General features: G+C 41.3%; 20 protein-coding genes. 8 read left to right on the forward strand and 12 right to left on the reverse strand.

Going from position 1 to position 21,001, the window contains the following annotated elements; translation table 11 throughout:
- Positions 1-189 precede the first annotated feature (189 nt).
- Both OQ289_RS01450 and OQ289_RS01455 read right to left on the reverse strand, forming a co-directional pair.
- Positions 190-1,368, reverse strand: coding sequence for a FecR family protein (locus OQ289_RS01450; RefSeq protein WP_270089096.1), 1,179 nt, complete (start codon positions 1,366-1,368; stop codon positions 190-192).
- A 50-nt stretch (positions 1,369-1,418) separates the two neighbouring features.
- Entirely contained in the window at positions 1,419-1,973 is a 555-nt protein-coding gene (locus OQ289_RS01455) for an RNA polymerase sigma factor (protein ID WP_270089097.1), read from the reverse strand.
- A gap of 567 nt (positions 1,974-2,540) precedes the next feature.
- On the opposite strand from OQ289_RS01455, the gene OQ289_RS01460 reads away from it, so the two are divergent.
- Complete coding sequence (locus OQ289_RS01460) at positions 2,541-3,488, forward strand: Rpn family recombination-promoting nuclease/putative transposase (protein ID WP_270089098.1); 948 nt, start codon at positions 2,541-2,543, stop codon at positions 3,486-3,488.
- A 295-nt stretch (positions 3,489-3,783) separates the two neighbouring features.
- Here OQ289_RS01460 and OQ289_RS01465 read toward each other — a convergent pair whose 3' ends face one another.
- The 7 genes from OQ289_RS01465 to OQ289_RS01495 all read right to left on the reverse strand — a co-directional run bounded on the left by OQ289_RS01465 (position 3,784) and on the right by OQ289_RS01495 (position 14,275).
- Positions 3,784-4,722, reverse strand: a complete 939-nt coding sequence (locus OQ289_RS01465) for a discoidin domain-containing protein (protein WP_270089099.1) — start codon at positions 4,720-4,722, stop codon at positions 3,784-3,786.
- Between the two features lie 264 nt (positions 4,723-4,986).
- On the reverse strand, positions 4,987-6,210 hold the full coding sequence (locus OQ289_RS01470) for a DUF1735 and LamG domain-containing protein (RefSeq protein ID WP_270089100.1): 1,224 nt from the start codon (positions 6,208-6,210) through the stop codon (positions 4,987-4,989).
- A gap of 25 nt (positions 6,211-6,235) precedes the next feature.
- Positions 6,236-7,291: a glycoside hydrolase family 18 gene (locus OQ289_RS01475; protein WP_270089101.1), complete on the reverse strand. Its 1,056-nt coding sequence runs from the start codon at positions 7,289-7,291 to the stop codon at positions 6,236-6,238.
- Positions 7,292-7,404: 113 nt separating this feature from the next.
- On the reverse strand, positions 7,405-9,021 hold the full coding sequence (locus OQ289_RS01480) for a SusD/RagB family nutrient-binding outer membrane lipoprotein (protein WP_270089102.1): 1,617 nt from the start codon (positions 9,019-9,021) through the stop codon (positions 7,405-7,407).
- A gap of 112 nt (positions 9,022-9,133) precedes the next feature.
- Positions 9,134-12,424 (reverse strand): SusC/RagA family TonB-linked outer membrane protein, encoded by a 3,291-nt coding sequence (locus tag OQ289_RS01485; RefSeq protein ID WP_270089103.1) that lies wholly within the window; start codon positions 12,422-12,424, stop codon positions 9,134-9,136.
- Positions 12,425-12,642: 218 nt separating this feature from the next.
- Positions 12,643-13,635: a FecR family protein gene (locus OQ289_RS01490; protein WP_270089104.1), complete on the reverse strand. Its 993-nt coding sequence runs from the start codon at positions 13,633-13,635 to the stop codon at positions 12,643-12,645.
- Between the two features lie 67 nt (positions 13,636-13,702).
- Complete coding sequence (locus tag OQ289_RS01495) at positions 13,703-14,275, reverse strand: RNA polymerase sigma-70 factor (protein ID WP_270089105.1); 573 nt, start codon at positions 14,273-14,275, stop codon at positions 13,703-13,705.
- Between the two features lie 253 nt (positions 14,276-14,528).
- On the opposite strand from OQ289_RS01495, the gene rfbD reads away from it, so the two are divergent.
- Both rfbD and rfbA read left to right on the forward strand, forming a co-directional pair.
- Positions 14,529-15,419, forward strand: a complete 891-nt coding sequence (gene rfbD / locus OQ289_RS01500; RefSeq protein WP_270089106.1) for a dTDP-4-dehydrorhamnose reductase — start codon at positions 14,529-14,531, stop codon at positions 15,417-15,419.
- A gap of 176 nt (positions 15,420-15,595) precedes the next feature.
- Positions 15,596-16,459: a glucose-1-phosphate thymidylyltransferase RfbA gene (rfbA, locus tag OQ289_RS01505; protein WP_270089107.1), complete on the forward strand. Its 864-nt coding sequence runs from the start codon at positions 15,596-15,598 to the stop codon at positions 16,457-16,459.
- 261 nt (positions 16,460-16,720) lie between these two features.
- Here rfbA and OQ289_RS01510 read toward each other — a convergent pair whose 3' ends face one another.
- Positions 16,721-17,086 carry an STAS-like domain-containing protein gene (locus OQ289_RS01510; protein WP_270089108.1) on the reverse strand — a complete coding sequence of 122 codons (366 nt, stop codon included), beginning with the start codon at positions 17,084-17,086 and terminating at the stop codon, positions 16,721-16,723.
- Between the two features lie 901 nt (positions 17,087-17,987).
- Positions 17,988-18,731 carry an SDR family oxidoreductase gene (locus OQ289_RS01515; protein WP_270089109.1) on the reverse strand — a complete coding sequence of 248 codons (744 nt, stop codon included), beginning with the start codon at positions 18,729-18,731 and terminating at the stop codon, positions 17,988-17,990.
- A 99-nt stretch (positions 18,732-18,830) separates the two neighbouring features.
- Here OQ289_RS01515 and OQ289_RS01520 point away from each other — a divergent pair, with 99 nt between their 5' ends.
- Positions 18,831-19,187 (forward strand): winged helix-turn-helix transcriptional regulator, encoded by a 357-nt coding sequence (locus OQ289_RS01520; RefSeq protein WP_270089110.1) that lies wholly within the window; start codon positions 18,831-18,833, stop codon positions 19,185-19,187.
- Positions 19,188-19,284: 97 nt separating this feature from the next.
- Here OQ289_RS01520 and OQ289_RS01525 read toward each other — a convergent pair whose 3' ends face one another.
- Positions 19,285-19,641, reverse strand: a complete 357-nt coding sequence (locus tag OQ289_RS01525; protein ID WP_270089111.1) for a winged helix-turn-helix transcriptional regulator — start codon at positions 19,639-19,641, stop codon at positions 19,285-19,287.
- A gap of 77 nt (positions 19,642-19,718) precedes the next feature.
- Here OQ289_RS01525 and OQ289_RS01530 point away from each other — a divergent pair, with 77 nt between their 5' ends.
- From OQ289_RS01530 to OQ289_RS01535, 4 genes are all read left to right on the forward strand, one after another.
- Positions 19,719-20,066 carry a nuclear transport factor 2 family protein gene (locus tag OQ289_RS01530; protein WP_270089112.1) on the forward strand — a complete coding sequence of 116 codons (348 nt, stop codon included), beginning with the start codon at positions 19,719-19,721 and terminating at the stop codon, positions 20,064-20,066.
- A gap of 146 nt (positions 20,067-20,212) precedes the next feature.
- The gene (locus OQ289_RS22105) at positions 20,213-20,353 is read left to right on the forward strand and encodes a hypothetical protein (protein WP_443020417.1); all 141 of its coding nucleotides are present in this window, start codon (positions 20,213-20,215) and stop codon (positions 20,351-20,353) included.
- Between the two features lie 45 nt (positions 20,354-20,398).
- A complete protein-coding gene (locus tag OQ289_RS22110) occupies positions 20,399-20,758 on the forward strand; it encodes a hypothetical protein (protein WP_443020446.1) in 360 nt (119 codons plus the stop codon).
- Positions 20,706-20,957, forward strand: coding sequence for a hypothetical protein (locus tag OQ289_RS01535; RefSeq protein WP_270089113.1), 252 nt, complete (start codon positions 20,706-20,708; stop codon positions 20,955-20,957). Before OQ289_RS22110 ends, OQ289_RS01535 begins: the two co-directional genes overlap by 53 nt.
- The last annotated feature ends 44 nt before the right edge of the window (positions 20,958-21,001 follow it).

A 21,001-nucleotide genomic window follows, 5' to 3' on the forward strand; every position in this document is an offset into this window, starting at 1 on the left:
TCACTATTGGATTTATATCCAATAATCGGTAAGTTTGTATGGTTTAGATTAATAATTTTATTTGCTTCCTAAGGCAGTTTTATTTGTTAATTTGGAACATTTAGATGGGAAGATGTTGATAGCATCTTCCCATTTTTTTAATTTCTTTTCATTTTTCCTCCCTATTATTTTTATGTTTTCATTGCAATTTTATTCTATATATAGTATGCCGTGCTGAAAAGTGCAAGAGATTCCAGAACTTTTGAAAAAATCCACGACCACTGCCAACTCGGCTTTCGTACTCAATTGTCCAGTAAATTTTTCTTTTGGAATACTACCTTTGAATTCATAGTCTAAATCAAATGCTCTTGATATCTGCTTAATAGCATCTTCGAAACTGGTTTGGTTAAATTGTAATTCATCTTGCATCCAAGAAGTTTGTTCATGGAGGGTTATTTTGGAGGTATAAGCTGAAATCGACTTTTGCATAACCACGGTTTCGCCAGGGACCATGACCTTCTGCGCCCTCCTATCCTTACTCTGTAATCTGACAGATCCTTCTATTAAAGCTGTTATGGTAGTAGATAGGTCTTCATATGCTTTCACATTGAATCTAGTGCCCAATACCTTGACATCCTGCATTTTACTTCTGACGTAAAATGGTCGGCCAGGATCATGCGCTATATCAAAATAGGCCTCACCTTGAAGAAATACTTCTCTCGACAATTCATCAAAATCAAGCTGAAGTTTAAGCCTACTATCTGCATTTACAAAAATGGTGCTACCATCAGCGGTGTGCAAATGGATTTTACTGCCTTTGGGGACGTACACCAAAATATCCGTGTTAGATGGATTTGATCTAAAATCTGCAAGCACACTGCCCGTACTATCTAAAATCTGTCTGTTCCTTAAGTAATAATGCTCGGATTGATCTAAACTATGTAATTGGTTTTCAGGTGCAGTACCAAAATACACTAAATTAGAATTTCGATTATTGGTATAAACGACTGGGACAGGTTCGATGATACTTTTCTCTTGAAACAGAATAAGCGTTCCGAGAAAAAACAGCAGAAAAGTAGCTGCAATTCCGATAATGCTATATGTCAGTCTTTTTACTTTTCGTGCTTTTGTGCTCTGTATATTCTCTTGTATCTTGTCGGTTACTTTTTCAAAGGTGAGATTCTGACCTTGGGCCGATTGTTGTTGAAGATCATGGTAGGTCGCCAGCGCATTGTCTAAATCAGCAGCGTTGCCAATTTCGTTCAATAAATTAGCGTTTGATTGCTTTTGAGCTGCCCATTCTTTTAGAATCGCCAACTCAGTGGTCGTAATGTTCCTAAGAGCATACTTCCTTGCTAACTTAATTATGTACTTACCGTTGTCCATCATTTCTATCTCATAAGACGATATTGATGGGAAATACTTACATTAAGTTATTGTTAATAAATCCAGCCTTTCTTTTTCTTGAAGACGCGTCTCAACGTTTCAATAGCTCGGGCATAATTAACATAGACCGAATTGTTCGACATATTTAGCTTTTGCGCTATTTCGGCAGTGGTTTTGTTGTCGAAATGGCTGAGGATTACTACTTGTTTTTGAGCACTCGGTAATTTTAATACCTCTTTGTTCAGAGCATCTAAAAGTTCTGCTCGCATCATTTCAACCTCAAAATCGGGGTATTCAATCAATAAATCTTCAGTGACATCAACAACAAATTTTCTTTTAGCATGAGGCGACCGAAGATAGTCTATGCATTTGTTTCTGGTTGTGGTGTACAGAAAGGCTTGAAGCTGATTCAATTCATTAAATTGTATTTTACACTCCCAAAGCTTAACAAAGCTATCTGATACAATTTCTTCGGAAAAGGGCAAATCTTTTACTATAGCATTTGCAAAATGAAGGAGCGGGTGTTTAAATCTTTCAAAAATTGATTCTAAAGCTTCTTCCGAACCTTCCCTCAACGCATTCAAAGTATGATGATTGTCCACGTCCATATAAATGCATAAAATAGTAGACAGCAAAGCTACAGAAAAGTACCTCAGTGATAGATTAAGTAATTGTTATGTTTTGTTTACTTATGTTGGTTTCGAAAAAGACCCTAGCCATTTTCTTCAGGGGAGACGGCCTGAGTACCTGTTCATAAAGGAGAGCCGAGAGGTATATTACGTAAAGAAAATGTGTGAAGTGTTGAACGTTAATAGCAATTGTTTTTGCCGTTTGTTAGTTTCTCCGGACTCCCTATCGGAACATCGAAGTAAATCTCTTGTGGGTAAAATATGTGAGGCGCACAGGGATGGTAAATATAGCTATTGTAGCCCACGGATAACTGTAGAGCTGCGCAAAAAAAGGTGAAAGGTGTCAAGCAGCTATGTTTCAAGGTTGATGAAGAAACATGGGGGTACGAAGCAAGCCAGATCCGTTGCACTTTAGGACGGTTCCTTCGTCGCTACCCAATCGTTACTCATTACTTGTCACTCCCCTTCTTTGTTCTGTTTACTAAAAAAATTAGTATTTTAACTTTTTGATTGTTATATTTGATTGATAACCAATTTATAATAATTATGGCTAGCACAAATAAGCGTCTTGGAAAGTACGTTGACCCTCGCACGGACTTTGGTTGGAAATTCTATTTTGGACGGGAAGAGAACAAAGTTTTGTTGATTGAGTTTCTCAATAGTTTATTCGTAGGGGAGAAAATAATTAACGATCTCAAGTATAAGGCTGTGGAGCATGATGGCGATCAGGAAGACATGCGTCGTGTTGTTTTCGATTTGCTCTGTATCGGTGATGATGGGGAGCATTTCATTGTTGAGATGCAACAGTTGTTCCAAGAGTTCTTTAAGGACCGTGCAGTATATTATACTTCGCGGTTGATCAATAAACAATTGGCCCGAGGTAAGAAAGGTAACGATTATCATCTTCCAGAGGTCTATTTTATTGGAATCTTGGAATTCAATATGGATGGAGATAATAAGGGGATACCATCGCGCAATACAGATCGTCCTTATTTCTATGATGTTGTACTGTGTGATAAGTATACCCATGAAATATTTTATGATAAGTTGGGTTATAAGTTTGTTTCCCTTCCGGTCTTCAATAAGAATCCGAAGGAATTGTTTACTGTGATGGACCAGTGGCTATATCTTCTTAAGCACCTGAGTACCATGGATAAGTTGCCGTCGTTTTTGGATAAGCGGATATTTGGTCTTATCTTTGAGGTAGGAGAGATAGGAAAACTAACAGAGGAGGATCTCATGTCATACGAAGCAAGTTTAAAACATAAGCGGGATGCCGAGAGCGTATTTAATTCCGCTTTACGGTCTGGCTATACTAAAGGCAAGACAGAAGGCAGGGCACAAGGTAAGGTGGAGGGTAGAGTGGAAGGCAGGGCCGAAGGAGAACGCAAAAAAGCTATCGAAACTGCTTTGAATCTAAAAAAGATGGATATTCCGGTTGAGAAAATTTCTAAGGCTACAGGGCTTACTATCGAAGAGGTGGAGAAGCTTTAAGTCTTAATATTGGATAATATAGTATAGCCGTTTGGATATCTTTCCAAGCGGTTTTTTTTGTGTATTGGGGCAGGATATAGGGTATACTGTCGTTTGATTTTAGGAGTAGGCCTGTAGGGGTTAGGCTCCACATAGCAGCACGTCACTCCGGGCTTGGTCCGGAGTCTGTTGGTTAATTGTATTCTAGTGAGGTCCTACTTCGCTGCCCACTAGTTACTCGTCATTTCAGGCGATAGAGACTATGGTTTAGGAGTTAGGGGGCTGCTCAATAGCAAGCCCCCGATAGTTCGTCACGCTATTGAAAAATGTAATACTGACTGACGCGGATATTGGCATTATTTTGCCATCCTAATACCGCTATACGTATGTATCTGGCTGATACAGGAGCATAGAAGCGAATGTATTGATTGTTTGCATTGACCATCGATGATGTCCCTTGTGATGTCCATGAGGTGCCATCATTACTCGTGAAGGTCTCGACGTTGGTCAGTCTGTAATTGTTGGAGCTGGAGAGCTGTATGCCCTTCATGTCCGTTTTTTGCGCCTGCATATCGACTTGTATATGGCATGGTGCTGCTGGTGAAAGTGTCCAATGCTGGGATGTACTAGTTGTAAACATATTGTTAGCAAGACCAGCTGTGGGCTCTGGATCGACAGTGGCTGTCCATCCGGCCCGATTGGTCACTATCGTACCACCTCCACTCGTAGGGCTGTTGTACACATTGGTGGATCGTGTCTTGATTCTGACCATAATAGTGCTCAGGTTGCTGCTGATCTCACTATTTGAAGAGCCTGAAATACTCTTTATGCGTATCGGGATCAGGTAGCTTGGCTCTGTTAGCATACTGACGTCAGGTATATTGACCACCAATGAATCTACGGAATGTGTCGTTCCGCTGGCTATTTTCAAAACCGTATGTTCAATGTCGATCCATTCTGTAGGCACCGCTCTATCATCGACCTTGAGAAGTGAATTGTCAATTGCCAGCGACACCGATACATCCGAGGTGACTGGCTCGGTAGCGCGCACAGGTATCTTTACCTGAACTTGGTCTCCCATATTACCAGTTGGGGTGTGTATTACATTAAATTCCAGATTGTTGATATAGCTGGTTTGGGTATTGACGAATATCTTAGTCACAGAATCACCAGTCACATCAAAATGCTCCTTGTTTGAACAAGAAGTCATCAAAAGCATGGAAACTCCGATAACACTATTTAGTATCTTTTTCATCCGTATATAATTATTGAGGAGTGTTTTCTCTCATTTGTATCCATGAGCTCGTTTCACTCGGTTTGTTTTTTAAAGGTGATGGACGCTATCAGGTTTATTCATCACGTGTATGTTTTAAGCGGCATTCATGAACTCGCTTTGCTCGGTTATTCATCCCACTGTGTGGTTTGAAAAATCATGATGGTTTCATCCTATTATATTTTAATAATGCGTATAAGCTTTAATTTTATGATTTGGGTTCGTCCACTCGATTGGTTATGTAGGTTATTGTGTACATTTATTCTTGTCGTCTTGCAGCCATTTGACTGAAGCGCTTTTGTCGAACTTGTTGAGCACATCATTTCCAGCGTTGTCCCTATAGGTATTAGACCAATCCATGTCGTATCCATTTTGGGATGCGTCATGGAAGATATGACCTTCCGTTTCGTTGAATTTCCAGTAGGCTACCAGATCATCTGATGTAGGGTCTACGCCGCAGATCCCGTTTTTAATCTCTCCGGAACTGAGGGCTTTTTTCCAGACCCTTACTTCTGCGATCCGGCCGTTGAAAAATTGCATCGATGGATATCCTGCCCAGGACATGCCAAGTTCGAAACGCTGGAAGGTAACATTTCCTGATCCTGCCATTTCCGAATCTTTCGTTCCATCTACATACATGGTAAATTTGCTGCCGTCATATGACAACGAGATGGTGTACCACTGTCCTGTATTGAACCGTGTCTTGGAAATCAAGCTACCTCCGGGATTGACCCATTGTAGAGAGTTGATGGCCTGGCCATTTTCACCAAAACGCAACATATTGGAGCGTTGTTCGTTCTTGGATGTGAACGAGCAAAGTCTACTGATAGGCTCCGGGCTGGTGTGCCAATCATTGACAAAACACTTTACCTCGTATGTATACTTATCCAAATCGATGGCTTTGCTGTCGTCGAATATGAAGTTACTGTACAGGGAAGTGTTGTTCATATCCAAGGAGCTGAAACTGGATACCCTAGAGATTCTTAAATATATCGTTCTTGAGCTCTCCAAGACAGCAAAAGAGCCCCCGGTCACGCGCTTGATACTGATAGGAATGACATAGGTGCGGCCATCCACAAACTGGTCGGTAGAGATTACTTTAACTTGTATCCCTGTGGAGGAAGCTGCACCAGCTTTGATTACAGCTGTATTGCCTCCCAATTCTATCGCTCCGGAGGGTACAGGATAAAAATTAGAACCATTACTTTGGTTATACTCATCCAGCTTAGCCCCATCGTAAGCAAAATCTAGCGTAATGTCTTCGTCAACTTTCTCTGTGGCAGATGCGGTGACGGTATAACTTGATGGTGTATCCTCGACGACGAATCTAACCATCGCGTTGACTTCGGTACCCGTCATGAGGATTGCTTCTTTATCGTAGTCAAACTTATCTCCTTTTGTACAGGCGAATACGGTAATTGCGAATAATGCAATAAGCATTAGTTTACCTTTTGTATGTAATTCATTCATTTTGTTTTCTTTTTTAGGTCATGGATTAGTGTACTGCTGGATTGGCAATCTGGATAGCCCGTCGCATATTGTAATACGGGATTCCAGTTTTGTTATAATAATCGCGATCGAAATAAAACGCCCCAAACCCAGCTTTGTTACCTTGAAGGGGGTTCCATCTTGCCATGCCTTCCAACGAGTACATTTGTGTGCCATCAGTCGTCAATCGATTGCCATTGGCCTCTACAAATGGAGAACCTCCATTTTCATAAAAGCTTCCCAGATTTTCGGTTACTATAAATTTGTGGGGAGGTAGCCATGATACATTGTCGTAGTAGGTCTGTAGCCTTACTGCCGTATGCTCTGCAAATCCCTGCGTATAGGCTTGTCTGATAAAATAATCGACATATGGCTCCGTTTCTTTAAGCGGATACTGGGAGTAAAAATCGACGATAAGAAGTTTGTCAGGGTAGATACCTTTGGGACCAAAAAATTGCCCGATATATTCGACCATTTTTGTGAAGTTGTCCCCCTGTAACCAGTCGCCTTCGGGCTCATAGTCCAAGTCGACCCCGTCGAGATTGTAGTCGAGTACATCATCAACTAGTTGCTGCGCATATACTTTTATGCCTTCATCATTTTTATTCTCCCGGAGATCATACTCTTGTCCATTCTTGAGTGTGATGATTTTGTTCATGCGTACGATAGTAGGAACGACGAATCGAGTACCTAATTTCTCCCGGACATATTGCAGGTCTGCGTATGCTACAGGAGCATAGAGATGGCTGTTGGGGTCATTGCTGGGTATGCCTCCCCATAATGAGCAGATGTCAAGACTGTCGGGTATGCCGATTATGCGTTCACCCCAGGAGGCAGGGTCTTTGTATCCTCCAACGCCTTCAATAGGGGCGTAGGCTGCGAACCAACCAAAGGAAATCTGGTGGTGGGTCTTTTTGAAATTTCTCACATTTTCAAAATAACGCTCATCGTACTTCTTTAATTTTTGAACTTCTATCTTTTCGATTTCCTTGTCGCAACTGGTCATCATTCCGATTATCACGCCCAACATTCCAAAGAATGCTGTTCTAAAAATATTTTTCATCCGTATAAATTATTGATTGATTTTTTGTTATTCAATGGTCATAATGAGCTCGTAGGCTCGGTTTGAATAAAGCGTGATGGTTTCATCTTTCCATAACTTTAATCCTTGATTACTTATTTTTTGTCCCACCATAGTCTGGTGCTACCGTTATCTTGTCCCATGAGTTTGGATACACCTGATAGTACGCCAGCTCTATTGTTGTTATACTCTGACTGGGGGAATGATATCCTGCGGATTTGCGTATCCCGATTTATCGTTGTGCTGTTATTGACTACGACGGGAATTAGTTTGGGATATCCTGTCCGTCTGAACTCGGCCCATCCCTCTGGCCCATCGGGGTATAACGCTAACCATTTTTGTGTCATGACACGTTCCAAGCGGCGTTCAAAAGTATCGTCTTCATTCCACGCGATTGTAATGGTACTTGGTGCGGCGGTATGAAAAGAAGAGCCTTCGGCATTGTCCGTAAATGGACCGGGAGTTAATACACTATTACTTAGATAGGCTTGTGCTCCTGTTGCACCGGTCTCTTCAAATGATGCGGTGATGCCGCTTTCGTAAAAGCTTTTTGCGGATCCACCCATATTCCAATTTCGGAGTGCACCCTCGGCACGTAAGAAGTGGGACTCTGCAGCGGTCATCCATACAATTTCTGTCGAACCATTATCAATGTTGAGGTTCGAGATCCGCTCGCTCACATAGGGAGCCCACACGGAGGTGGTTATACCTAGACGTACGCCATGATAGCCACCATCGGAAGCGGGCTTAAAATACCGCGCTCTTCTTGCATCTTGATAACCATTCATATAAGCGTCCATCGTCGCGCCCATTCTCGCTTCTCCAGCGTTGAAATTATAGGCAATTTCGAATAGTGGATGATAGTATACCAAGTTTGCACTATGTTTGATAGAGGTGCGCTCTTGCGGCAGGGTGATGAGACCAAGTGGATTTGCGATTGCGGCCTCAGCTTCTTGTTTTGCTTTTGCCGCATTGGCATATACGATGCGCATGGCTAGGCGCAAGCGTAGCGTATTGGCAAATTTGACCCACTTGGTGACATCACCAGCGTAGATCAAATCATACTTTTCTAACAGTTTTGCTGTGGGGTTGGCCTGCGCAAAATTGGTCAATATATCTATGGATGTACCTAGCTCTTCAAAAAAGGTGTTGTAAATGTCCTCTAGGCCGTCATAGTCATTGGCTAGCGATCCGCTGCCGTAGTTGATGTATGGTAGTGGTCCGTAGGCATCTGCAACTCTGTGCATCCCCTGCACCTTGACTATTGTCGCCAAGGCTGCGATTTCGGGTATTCCCTGCTCATCAGCAATTTTGACGATAGATTGCCAAGCGGGCATAATGGACGAGAATCCGGATCTAAATGTCGCTTCTAGCCAGTTGGTGATAAAGTAATAGGAGCCGTTGTGTACCCCTCCGTACCAACTTCCTGTAGGGGCTATATAGCCCGAATAGATATCACTGGTAAGTCCTTGAGAGACTTGATAATCTGCATCCAAGTTTGTCCCGTCTTTAAACAAGACAACATTACGTTGCATCTGCGTAAAGAATGCTCCTGTCTTGAGGTTGTCATACGTCATCATCTCTTCGGTGGCTTGATGCGCATTGGTATTATATTCTTCGAATTTATCGGTACAGGATATCATTGAAGTTGAAAACAAGATGCCCATGGGCAATGTCTTCACTATATAGTTTTTTAATCTTGCTGCTTTCATCTTTTTAAATGTATATTTTATTAAGTATGCCTATACCTTGTCTGTCCATGGTTCTTTTCTGTGGTAACACGGATTGGAAGGAGATAGGTATAGTGCCATAATAGTGTAGTTCTTAGAGTTGAAGTCTTAATGAAAAACCCAGACTACGTAAGCTTGGCGACATAAAATAATCAACGCCCTGAAAATACGTTCCTGTGCTGGCTGTCAACTCGGGATCATACGGGGCTTTATTATACAGGAACAATAGGTTTTTGCCAATTACGGAAATGTTGGCTTTTTTGATTCCCTTTACCCATTTGGAGACAGGGAGATCATACCCGATGCTTAGCTCTCCTAGCCGCACGTTGGTTGCGCTATAGGTATACATGGAGCCAATGCCACCTGATGAACCGCCACCCACGACATCATAATATGGCTTGGTGGGGATCAATTGTCCATTGACTTGTACGCCTCCAGCATCGCGAGCATCACTGGATGCTTGTGAGGCACCAAAGGCATCGAGTACCGCTTGGGTGTTGGATACGACGATTCCGCCTACACGGGCATTCAGTAAAAACCCGACGTTGACACCTTTATAGGAGAAATTGTTGCCCCAGCCCAGGTTGTACTTGGGGCTGCTATTTCCAGCATAGACATACTCATTGGTCTCTGCAACTACCACTTGATCGGTTGGGTGTACATAGATGGCGCCATGCTCATCGACACGAAGACTATTGACATAGATATCGCCCATACGGCCACCTTCTTTAAGTACCATTTTATAGCTGCCCGTCCCGGTCATATCCAACTCGGTCAACGAAATAATCTCACCCGTCAGTGGGTTAGTCCAGTCGGGTAATAGCTCTACAATTTTATTCCTGTTGAGCGAATAGGTCAAATAACTATTCCACTTGAACTGTCCTATCTGCTCGTTGTATCGGGCAGAGATTTCTATCCCCTTATTGTCGATGCGACCAGCATTGACGATGACGCTTGTAAAGCCGGACGAGGACGATAGCGTAGGTTCAAAGAACTGATTGTATGTGCTTGAACGGTATACTGTCGCGTCTATACTTAGCTTGTTCCGGAACAAGGCAAGATTAAGCCCTCCTTCCCAAGACCGGGTGCGTTCAGGCTTCAAGTCAGGATTGGGCAAGCGTGTCTGGGTCTGTGGAAATCCTTTGGAGAGTGAGTAGGTGGGTATGGTCAAAAAAGGATCAGGTTCGTTGCCGACTTCGGAGTATGAACCTCTTACTTTCAAGTAGGAAATGTAGGCCGGATCCATGTAGACCATATCTGAAATAATGGCCGAAACACCTACCGAAGGGTAAAAGAATGATTTGACATTGGATAGCGCCAGTGTGGATGCCCAATCATTCCTACCACTGAGATCCAAAAATAAGCGATCTTTGTAGCCCATTTGTGCAGTTGCAAAGACAGCTTGTTTGTTGCGTCTGTAGCCTGTTTGGTCGGATTCTGCCGTCGCATTGTTGACATTGCTATAGGAGAATAGATTAGGTACGCCGGCAAGCTTGCCTCCGTACATGTTTTGATCGTAGGTCAAGTCTTCTACATTGGCACCTACAATGGCCGTAACCTGGACTTGATCGTCCAAAATGCGTTTATTGATATTAGCCATCAACTCACCATACACCTGTTGGGTCTGGGTCTCATTCAACGAGTAGAAGCCATTTTCTGAGGCAAACAGGGTATTGGTGGAAGCGTTGAATCGTTTTTCAAACTTATCATTGCTACGATCCAACTTCACTCTACCCGAAAAATTAATCCAATCGTTGAGCGTATACTTCAATGAAGCATTGCTCATGTAGCGCTGTTTCTTATTCGGGAAAAGTGCGCGTTGTGTAATCCAATAAGGATTTTGCATGGATAGACCTTGATCTCCGTAAGGCCAAAACTGCGTTTGGAAATTGCGCGAGGGGTCATACCTTTCGAACAATTCAACCTTCCTAAAGTCGTCTCCGGCAGGAAACAGATAGATCGGAACCAACGGGTTAAAGTACAATCCCTGCGCGGTCATATTCTGTTCGTTGACATTTGCGTGCATGAAACCTAGGTCCAATATCAATTTGTCATCTAAGAATCCGGTCGTGTTACGAACCGAGAAGTTGTATCTTTTATAATCATTGTTGTGGATTACCCCATTGGCATTCACCATGCCGGCAGAGAGGTATGTTTGGCTTTTTGAATTGCCTGTGGAAAGACTAAAAGCGGTAGTAGTATTGGCTCCTGTGCTGAAAAAATCACCTACTTCGTAATCGGATGGTTTGGTCAATTTTTCGCCCCAGCTGTAGTAACTGCCGGATTCGGTAGGGCTATAGGTGTTTTGTAATTTGGGAAGTATGAGGGGCCTGGAAAATGTGGTTTGATTGGATAGGCTCAGGGAAGTCTGATCTTTCTTTCCTCCTTTTGTCGTCACCAACACGGCACCATTGGCAGCTGCGCTTCCGTAGAGCGCCGCAGCGGCAGATCCACTCAGGATCGAAATACTCTCGATATCTTCTGCATTGAAGTTGGATATCCCGTCTCCGGTCTGTCCAGCACCAGAGAAGATGTCTTCGGGCTGATCGGTGGAGAGGCTAGGCATAGGTATCCCATCGATTACGTAAAGGGCATTGTTATTCCCGGAGATAGATTTCACCCCGCGCATCACGACTCGTGATGACCCACCGACTCCAGAGGAGGAAGAATTGATCGTGACACCGGCCACACGGCCATTGAGATTGTTTACAAAATTGGGGTCTGGAATCTGAGTGACCTGCTGCGCATCGATCTGTTGTACATTGTACGTCAGGGATCTGCTCTGGCGCTTGATACCTAGTGCGGTCACGACCACATCCTCAAGTTGATTAACACTACTTTCTAGGAGTATTTCAATATAATCCTGATTGTCGGAAAGGTTGATAATCTTGGTCTGGAAACCTAAATATTTGACTTCGACCTCATTCCTGCCTTGTGGTAATGGAATCTTAAAAGTTCCGTCACTACGGGTCTGCACGGTAATAGTCGTCCCCTTGACACTTAAAGTTGCCCCAGATATGGGGGCTCCATCGGTGCCTCTCACTATACCAGAGAGTTCTCTTTCTTGTTGTAATCGTTGGGGGGTAGCTGCTTTTACGATAAGGATATGCTGTCCACTCATTCTAGACTCTAATCCATATTGCTTTAAAACCACTCGCAGTGCTTCTTTGACAGATATCGCCTTGGATGATAGGGATACACGCTGATTGACGTTGACCTCTTCTGAATCGAATAGAAAAGAATAACTAGTTTGTTTTTTGATAGTTTCTATTAATTCAGAAAGGGGCCTGTCCTTTATGTCTAATGCTACTTTAGCATCTTGTGAGTAGACAGATGCCGACACTCCAAAAATGCCGATAAACATAAATAATGAGGTGAGTTTCATAATTTTCTTTGTACTGCGGAGACGATTTACATGGCATAGGTATCTCTTGCAGTGTATTTTTTTATACATTTGCTATTAATTGAGGTTAATACTATTAAGGTTATACTCCAATTAGAATCGGAGGGTGGTGCAATATCTTCCGATTCCTTTGTTTTTTTCTTATTGCGTTTACGTTATCATATTTTTTCTATTTAGGGTTTATATTGTATTTGTGATGGCTAAAATATATGAACGGTGCGGCCATTGACTTCGTAGGAAAACTTGCCCAATGATGACATGACTTCCATTACTTCTGTAATTCCCTCGTTATTCACGAAGTCACCGGTAAACCTCCTGTTAAGGACTTCTTTACGATTCACTTCTATTTGGATGTCAAACATTCTCTCTAGCTCGATGACGATTTCTGAAAAACGTTTGTTCTTAAAAATCAATTTTGCATCTCGCCAAGCTAGCTCCTGTTCCTGAATACCATGGATTTGTTGGTATGAGTTGGAGCGGCTGTTGTATGCAAAGGTTTGATTGGGTTGCATCATCATCTTCTTACCGTCTTTGGTCACCAATTCTACTGAGCCTTCTACCAGAGAGACGGTTACATCAGGCTGTTCGGGGTAACAAGATACGTTAAAAGAAGTGCCATGGACTTTAATTGCCAGGGTATTGGCTTCCACAATAAAAGGACGGTTACTATCGTGGGCCACTTGTAGAAAAGCTTCCCCTACAAGTTTTATTTTACGTTCGCCTTGGCCAAATTTGTCGGCTACTTCTAGTTTGGAGTCGGAATTGAGCCATACGATAGTTCCATCCTGTAAAACGGTTCTTGATTTGGATCCTTTTGCGACTACCACAGTTGCGATTTGTTGATTGGATGTATGGGGCTCTTGTGCAGACCAATAGCTCCCCGTGGTAAATGCCAGCAATAGGCCTGCCGCTACGGCTACATATCTCCAAGCTTTCCGTTTGAAAACATTCCTGGAAGTATGCTTATTTTTACGATCTAAAAATCCACTATAGGCAAGGCTCGCATCAAATGAAGTATCGGGTTCAGCATATTCCATTGCTACATGGATTTCTCTGGCTTGGGCATATAAGGTGCGGTTCTCGTCTGATTCGGACAGCCACTTTTCCAGCGCTTCTTCTGAAGCTGGATCTGTATTGCCTGACAGCGAATCATAAATTAATGCTAATCCGTATGCTTTTGATTTATCTTCCATTGGTTTATCTAACAGGGTGTAGTATGTCTGTACGGAAGAGACAACAGAAGTGTGGGGGTAGGGTAAATTAAAATGTATTTTTTTTTGAAAAATAGTCTTGTAGATCGATTCGTAGCTTGCGAAGGGCTTGTTTGATATGATATTTTACCACATCTGAGGAAATGTTGAGTTGCTTGGCGATTTCATGGTATTTTTGGTTTTTAAACCGGCTAAGCATGAATATTTCCTTCGTCTGCACTGGCATACCATTTAAGCTTTTAAGAATTTTGATGTCCAACTCTTTCACGAGAAGTTTTTCGATCGGACCATCTGCACTTATCCATTCTGCTTGTCGAAAATCGTTGCTTTCTTCCTCGATTTCAATATGTATTCCTTCGTACTTCTTCTTATTCGATACAAAGGTTAGCGATCGGTTGCGCACGGCTCGTAACAAATAATGTCTTAAATGCTGTATTTCTAAATTATCTCTGTTTTTCCATATTGAGAATATCACTTCATTGACGACATGTGCTGCATCTGCAGGACTATGTGTTATTTTAGACGCGTATTTACACAATGTGACATAATGCATATCGTACAATATTTTGTACGCTAGATTATTTCCCGCCTTTAATCCCTCGACAATGTCAGTTTCAATCATTTTCCTTAAGATGAAGCGTACTTATTCAGCAGTAGCAGAGTTTATCATATTATATAGGTTGTTGCCGCTAACCCTTAGTCGGGTCTTTGGCAAAAATAGGAATATTTAAATCAATTATCCAAGACATCATTTGTGATTGGTAGTTAGAGACTAGGAGTTAGGTTGCTTATACGTCACTCTAACACATTTTACTTATTTTTGTGAAAGCTGCCTGGACAGCCACGTATAGTAATTATAGTAAGCTTTATTCACAATGTATACAGATTCACAGGTTCAGAAAATATTAATTACTGGTGCAAACGGTCAAGTAGGCTCTGAATTAAAAGCCATTTATGAGCATCGGACGGATGTCGAGACGTTTTTTCTGGATCGTAAACAATTGCCCTTGGATCAAACGTTGATTATCCAAGATATCTTGGCGATGTACCAACCCGATGTCATTATCCATGCTGCAGCCTATACAGCTGTGGATAAAGCGGAAGGGGAAGCCGAATTAGCCAATGTGGTCAATCATTTGGCCACCGAAGAGATTGCTCAATACTGCCGTATCCATGAGGCTAAGTTGATAGCGATATCTACGGATTATGTATTTGAAGGCAGCTCTGCTTGTCCTTTGCCAGAAGATGCTGCCGTGAATCCTATAAATGTATATGGTCAGACCAAGTTGAATGGTGAGCTCGCCATTCAGAAATGGGTGCCAGATGCCATTATTATCCGTACCTCGTGGGTATATTCGACCTATGGGCACAATTTTGTGAAGACCATGCTGCGGTTGATGGCTGAGCGCGAGGAGATTTCTGTCGTTGCCGATCAAATAGGTACGCCTACTTATGCCTATGATTTAGCAAAAGCCATTGTAGCCATTATCGACTCCGAGATATGGCAAGCGGGTGTCTACCACTATTCCAACGAAGGCGAGATTTCCTGGTATGACTTTGCTATTGCTATCCGAGAGATAAGCAAACTATCCTGTACTATCCATCCTATTCCGACATCGGCCTACCCCACACCAGCAAAACGCCCTCGATTCTCCCTGCTAGACAAATCAAAAATAAAAAGTACTTTTGGAGTAGAAGTACCTTTTTGGCGAGATAGTTTGGAGAAGATGCTTGCATCAAGTGACGGGTTAGAGATTGGGAGTTAGTGACTAGGGGATAGGTGACAGATACGTCACTCCGGGCTCGGTCCGGAGTCTGTAAGTAGCAGTACAGCGGTGGTAGCACGAGCGTTATTTAATCAACGGTTGCTAGTCACTAAGAACTTGTTCCTATTCACTCCACTAGCCATTAGCCAATAACCATCAGCAATAAGCAATAAAAAATGAAAGGAATTATACTAGCCGGAGGGTCCGGCACCCGTTTGCATCCGTTGACATTGGCTGTTTCCAAGCAGCTGATGCCTGTGTATGATAAGCCCATGATTTATTATCCGCTGTCGACGTTGATGTTGGCGGGTATTCGGGAAATCTTGATTATTTCCACCCCGCATGACTTACCGCATTTTCGCCGTTTGCTGGGTGATGGTTCGCACATCGGATGTCGCTTCGAGTATGTTGAACAGCCGAAGCCCGAAGGCTTGGCGCAAGCATTTGTACTTGGCGCAGATTTCATTGGCCAAGATAAGGTCGCATTGATTTTGGGTGATAACATCTTTTACGGTTCGGGCATGTCCAAGATGCTACAAGGTAGCACTCAAGTCGATGGCGGGTTGATTTTTGCCTATTCGGTTACCGATCCTGAGCGCTATGGGGTGGTCGAGTTTGATACGGCTCGACAAGTATTATCTATTGAGGAGAAGCCCACACAGCCCAAGTCTACCTATGCCGTGCCCGGCTTGTACTTTTACGACAATGAGGTCGTGCGTATTGCGCAGGGTATCAAACCCTCTGCTCGGGGGGAATTGGAAATTACCGACGTCAATCTGGAGTATCTCAAGCGAGGTAAGCTCAAAGTCAATGTATTTGATAGGGGCACAGCGTGGTTAGATACCGGTACTATACAATCCTTGATGCAGGCCGCCCAGTTTGTGCAAGTGATCGAGGAGCGTCAAGGCATGAAGATTGGCGCTATCGAAGAGGTAGCCTATCGTATGGGATACATTGATAGCCAGCAGCTGCTGAAGATTGCCGAGCCTTTGGTCAAATCCGGCTATGGTGATTATCTCCGTCGGGTCGTGGGAGGCTAGGTTCATAACAGCACGTCACTCCGGGCTTGGTCCGGAGTCTGTCGGTTAATTGCATTTTTGGAAGGTTCCTCGTTCGCTGTCCACTACCTTACTCACCATTACTCCTCATCATTCTGTGCTAGCCGCAATATTTTTCCCCTGCCTCGGGGGTAGCAGTACTATTTTTTACAAGCTTTTGTAATACGTTCTTTTGGGGTGGGATGGGGACAAAAAAAGAGAGCAATCTAATGTTTGCTCTCTTTTTTATCAAATCAATCCTTTTTACCAAGAAAAGGTATAATCCTTGATTATGGATATGTCCTTTACTACAAATACGGAGGATTTTAGTTCTCTTTTCGTTCTTGAAGTTTGGGTCTTTTCTATAATTTTTAATAATTCAATCATGCCCACTGGCATATTCTCAAAAGTGAATGACCTTTTGAAAGTATCCGAGTTGATTTGTTTATGCAATTCGTCAGCGAATGATCGCGACATAAATTCTATGCCTGTGAAGTCTAATATAATATCATAGCAGTCTTCCTTATCCAACTCTTTCTCGATATGATTCATCAGGAAATTCACAGATTCTCTTGTGTCTAAGGATTTATTAAATAAATCTTTTAACTTAATATCTGCCGCGGTTGTCATAGTATACTCCTTTCTTTTTAATGATTTGCAAAGGTGCGCATTATTCCTCTATATTAATAGTTCTTGTCATAATCTCTAGCTTTAGGAGAAGTTGCTATTAGCTCTCTGACGTGGTCACATATATGGACACAGCCAAATAGGGTGTCGTACATAGATGAAAGGCGGACAGCAGCCTACAAGTCAGCAAGGGAAAATGCGACCTGTATACAACAAAGCACTCTTACAAATCACATTAAGGGATGTTATGTGGCCGCTATCCGCCACCGACCAGCATCAAGCGCAATCGAAAGACTCGCTCTTTATAGGATACATAGACTGCATAATCGGCTATTAATTATTCTTAATCACCATAAAAATAGCCTCTTTTTCCGTGTATTGCAAATAATGGTTGTATTCTGGAGGTGTGAGGTCTGTTGTTGTTATTTCTCCTACATTGATTGTTTTTATTTTAGGTAGATTTTTATTAACAATCTAGGTGCGGATGGAGAGGGAATATTCAATTTACGCGTTTATTTTATGATTACCTCTCTGTGCTTTTGCGACGAACATATTATAAAACCAATAGAGTCGGGGGTCTAGTTAATCTTAAACAGAGAGAACGATTGATAAAAATCGTTATTAATAGAAAGACTGAATATTTGAAACAAAAGTTAATAGATTTATATACAAAAAGCACTACTTAAACATTTTTCCGAATTAGTTTGAAGATATTCAGTCTCTATAATTTATCATATTGCTGTTCTAGTCTTTGTCAAGTAACAAATTATAAGCCTGAAGTTGGTCAACTTCAGGCTTATAATTTGTTAAAAGAAGGTTTCGATTTTGGATAAAAGCATCTTCGATATAGGCAAACACAAAATTATTTGATTTGTATTGTATCTATAAAAAAATTTGTTGCAAGCTATTTCAACAAATTGTTAATCGCGCCACCATCAACTAATAATTCTATTCCAGTAATGAAACTAGCGGCGTCTGAAGATAAAAATAATACCGAATTCGCTATTTCATCGGGACTTCCTAATCTTTGTAAGGCAGTCGAAGCAGCTAAATAATCCTTTACTTCAGCAGATGCTACGCCATCTAATCCTGGTGTACTGGTCGGTCCAGGGCTGACAATATTAACCCTGATTTTTCTTTCTGCCAACTCATTCGCTGCAGTTTGTGCTATTTTGTTTATTGCACTTTTAGTGGCCGAATATACGCTAGTACCTATAGAACGAGCTGTGGCCACGGTTGATGAGGTGAATACCACCGAAGATCCATTATTCAGGTGGGGAATTAGTTTTTGCAAGGTGAAATAAGCACCCTTTACATTGGTGTTAAATTGAGCATCAAAATCTTCTTCAGTTGCATGTTCGATGGGTGCGAATGCTGCTATCCCTGCATTTAAATACAGAACATCCAATTTATTACCTGCTTCAGCAATAGCTTTCTCCAAAACCGAAATTCCTGCCAGATTTGACGTGTCAGAAACTATTGTTTTCAAGTTGGGGCTGTTAATTTCTGAAGCAGCTTTTTGAAGATTTAGATCATTTCTGCCTGTAATCCATACGTTTGCGCCTGCATTAATAAAGGCTTTGGCAGTTGCAAATCCGATACCGGTACTTCCACCAGTAATTACTACATTTTTATTCGTAAAATTCATTTTGTTATATTTATTTAAGTTGTAAAGATACGGGTGTTATGTTATTTTTAGTAACTTTGTACTTATAAATAACAGTATCATCGGAGTAACCAAGTAACAATGGAGTGCAAAGAAAACAATTTCGCAAACATCCATAAAAAGGAAATGAGAGCCGTACAAGACTCTATGGATGTATTAAATGGTAAATGGAAAATAGCAGTCATTTCTTCAATCTGCTATTATGAAAATAGAAGATTTTCAGATATCTTGAAAGATGTTGGAGGAATTTCCAACAGAATGTTAAGCAAAGAGTTAAAGGAGTTAGAAATTAACAAGTTGGTTAAACGAACAGTGATAGGTACACAACCTGTTATAGTGCAGTACACCCTTACCGACCATGGATTAACGCTAAGAACCATCATCAACAGTCTAACGGAATGGGGAGTAGCACACCGGAAAAAAATAATTGATAAGTAAATGTTGAATTAGTGTCTATCCATGTTTAAACTTCTGTCGTAAGTTAAAAGAATAAGATCTGTTATAGTAGCTATATGTTATAAGATTAAACTTGTCGCTATTTTAACATTTTATGTTTGTTTCCCCATTTTTCTAAGTTTCGGATGATAGAGTTTAATTCATACCCAATCTCGGTCAATTCATATTCTACTCGCTGGGGAACTTCAGCGTAAACAGTTCGAGTAAGAATTTTATTTTCTTCTAATTTGCGTAATTGCAAAGTCAGCATTCTTTCTGTGATGTTAGGAATTACTTTTTTTAATGCTCCAAAACGCATTTTCCCACTCAACAGCCATGAGCAAATTACTAAAGACCATTGTCCTCCGATAATATTGGCTGCATAAGCTTCTGAACATTCAGCTGCTAAGACTTTCTTGTTTTCGAAGTTTGTAGACGTTTCTTTTATTTTACTCATTACTTACCTTTATTATAGCATCTTACAATTGGTCGCTAAAATGCGAATTGTAAGTGAACTACTTATCTTTGACTAAGATGGAAAATAAGGAAATTCTAGAAATTGCTAACTTAGCTGTAGCAAAAGGAGATTATGAAGGGTTTTTAGATTTTTTTACAGAAGACACGATATGGAATTTTGTAGGAGATCGAGTTTTAGAAGGTAAAGAACAAGTACACCAATATATGAAAGAAGTATATTTGGTACCGCCAAAATTTACTGTTGAGCGTGTTATTGAACAAGGGGATTTCGTAACAGTCTTGGGACAAATTAGCCTTAAAAATACGCTTGGACTTTATGTTCACTTTGATTATTGCGATAATTGGAGGTTCGAAAATGGTAAGATTGCTGAACTAAAAGCTTTTGTTATTCAAAAAAAAGCCTGATACGACATCGAATCTTTTATTTCCAGATCAAATGACAGAAAACGATTTCGAAAAAGCTGTGTACAGCAATGATATCGTCACTTTAAAAAACTTTTACAAGCGGGCACAAATCCAGATTTGGTTAATTCCTATGACTTAATCCATTAATGATCGCAGCTGGATATGGTTATATTGATTTGGTGGAATTGTTGATTTCTCATCGAGCAAACGTCCTAGTTATGAGTCATCGAATGGGAATTACCGCTTTGCACAAAGCAGTGCAGTCATGGCTTATAAGTATTATTTAAATTCTTTTAGACAATGGAGCTTTCATTGATCTGCAAAGTCCTATTATTGGTAACTCACCTTTAATGGACGCGGTACCTTATAGACAAAAAAATGTGGTAAAAATACTTTTAAAAAACAATGCAAGAATTGAGTTAAGAAACAATTTTCAACAGAGCGCTTTGGATATTGCTAAAAATTTAGAGCTGCTATCTATTATTGATATCCTTGTACAGCGTGATGGCAATCTCGCTCATGTCATTCAATCTCAAAATTTAATTAAGGCTATTAAATTGGGAGACCTTCGAGAAGTAAAAAAGCCTATTTTCAAACAAGTTTCGTTTATTGAACGAATTCCAAATGTAGGAAGTTTTGATGATTATTACACTTCAATTGGAATTGCATCCAGATCATGCACAGATAGTTAAATTGTTATTAGATGTTGGTGCAGATGTGAAGATGCTCCACGGTGTTATGGGAGCTACTGTAACGCACGAAGCAGTTGCAGAAGTAATTAAAGTCTTGGTGACGCATAAAAATACAACGCCAAACCTTGATGCTCAAGAATCGTACAATGGTAGATTGTCTTTCATGACGCTGTTTGGCAAAATAATCTCGAAGCAGTAAAAGTTCTGGTTGATTTAGCAAATTTGAAATTGACTACTCATACG

It is taken from the genome of Sphingobacterium sp. SYP-B4668 (assembly GCF_027627455.1).
Classification (GTDB): Bacteria; Bacteroidota; Bacteroidia; order Sphingobacteriales; family Sphingobacteriaceae; genus Sphingobacterium.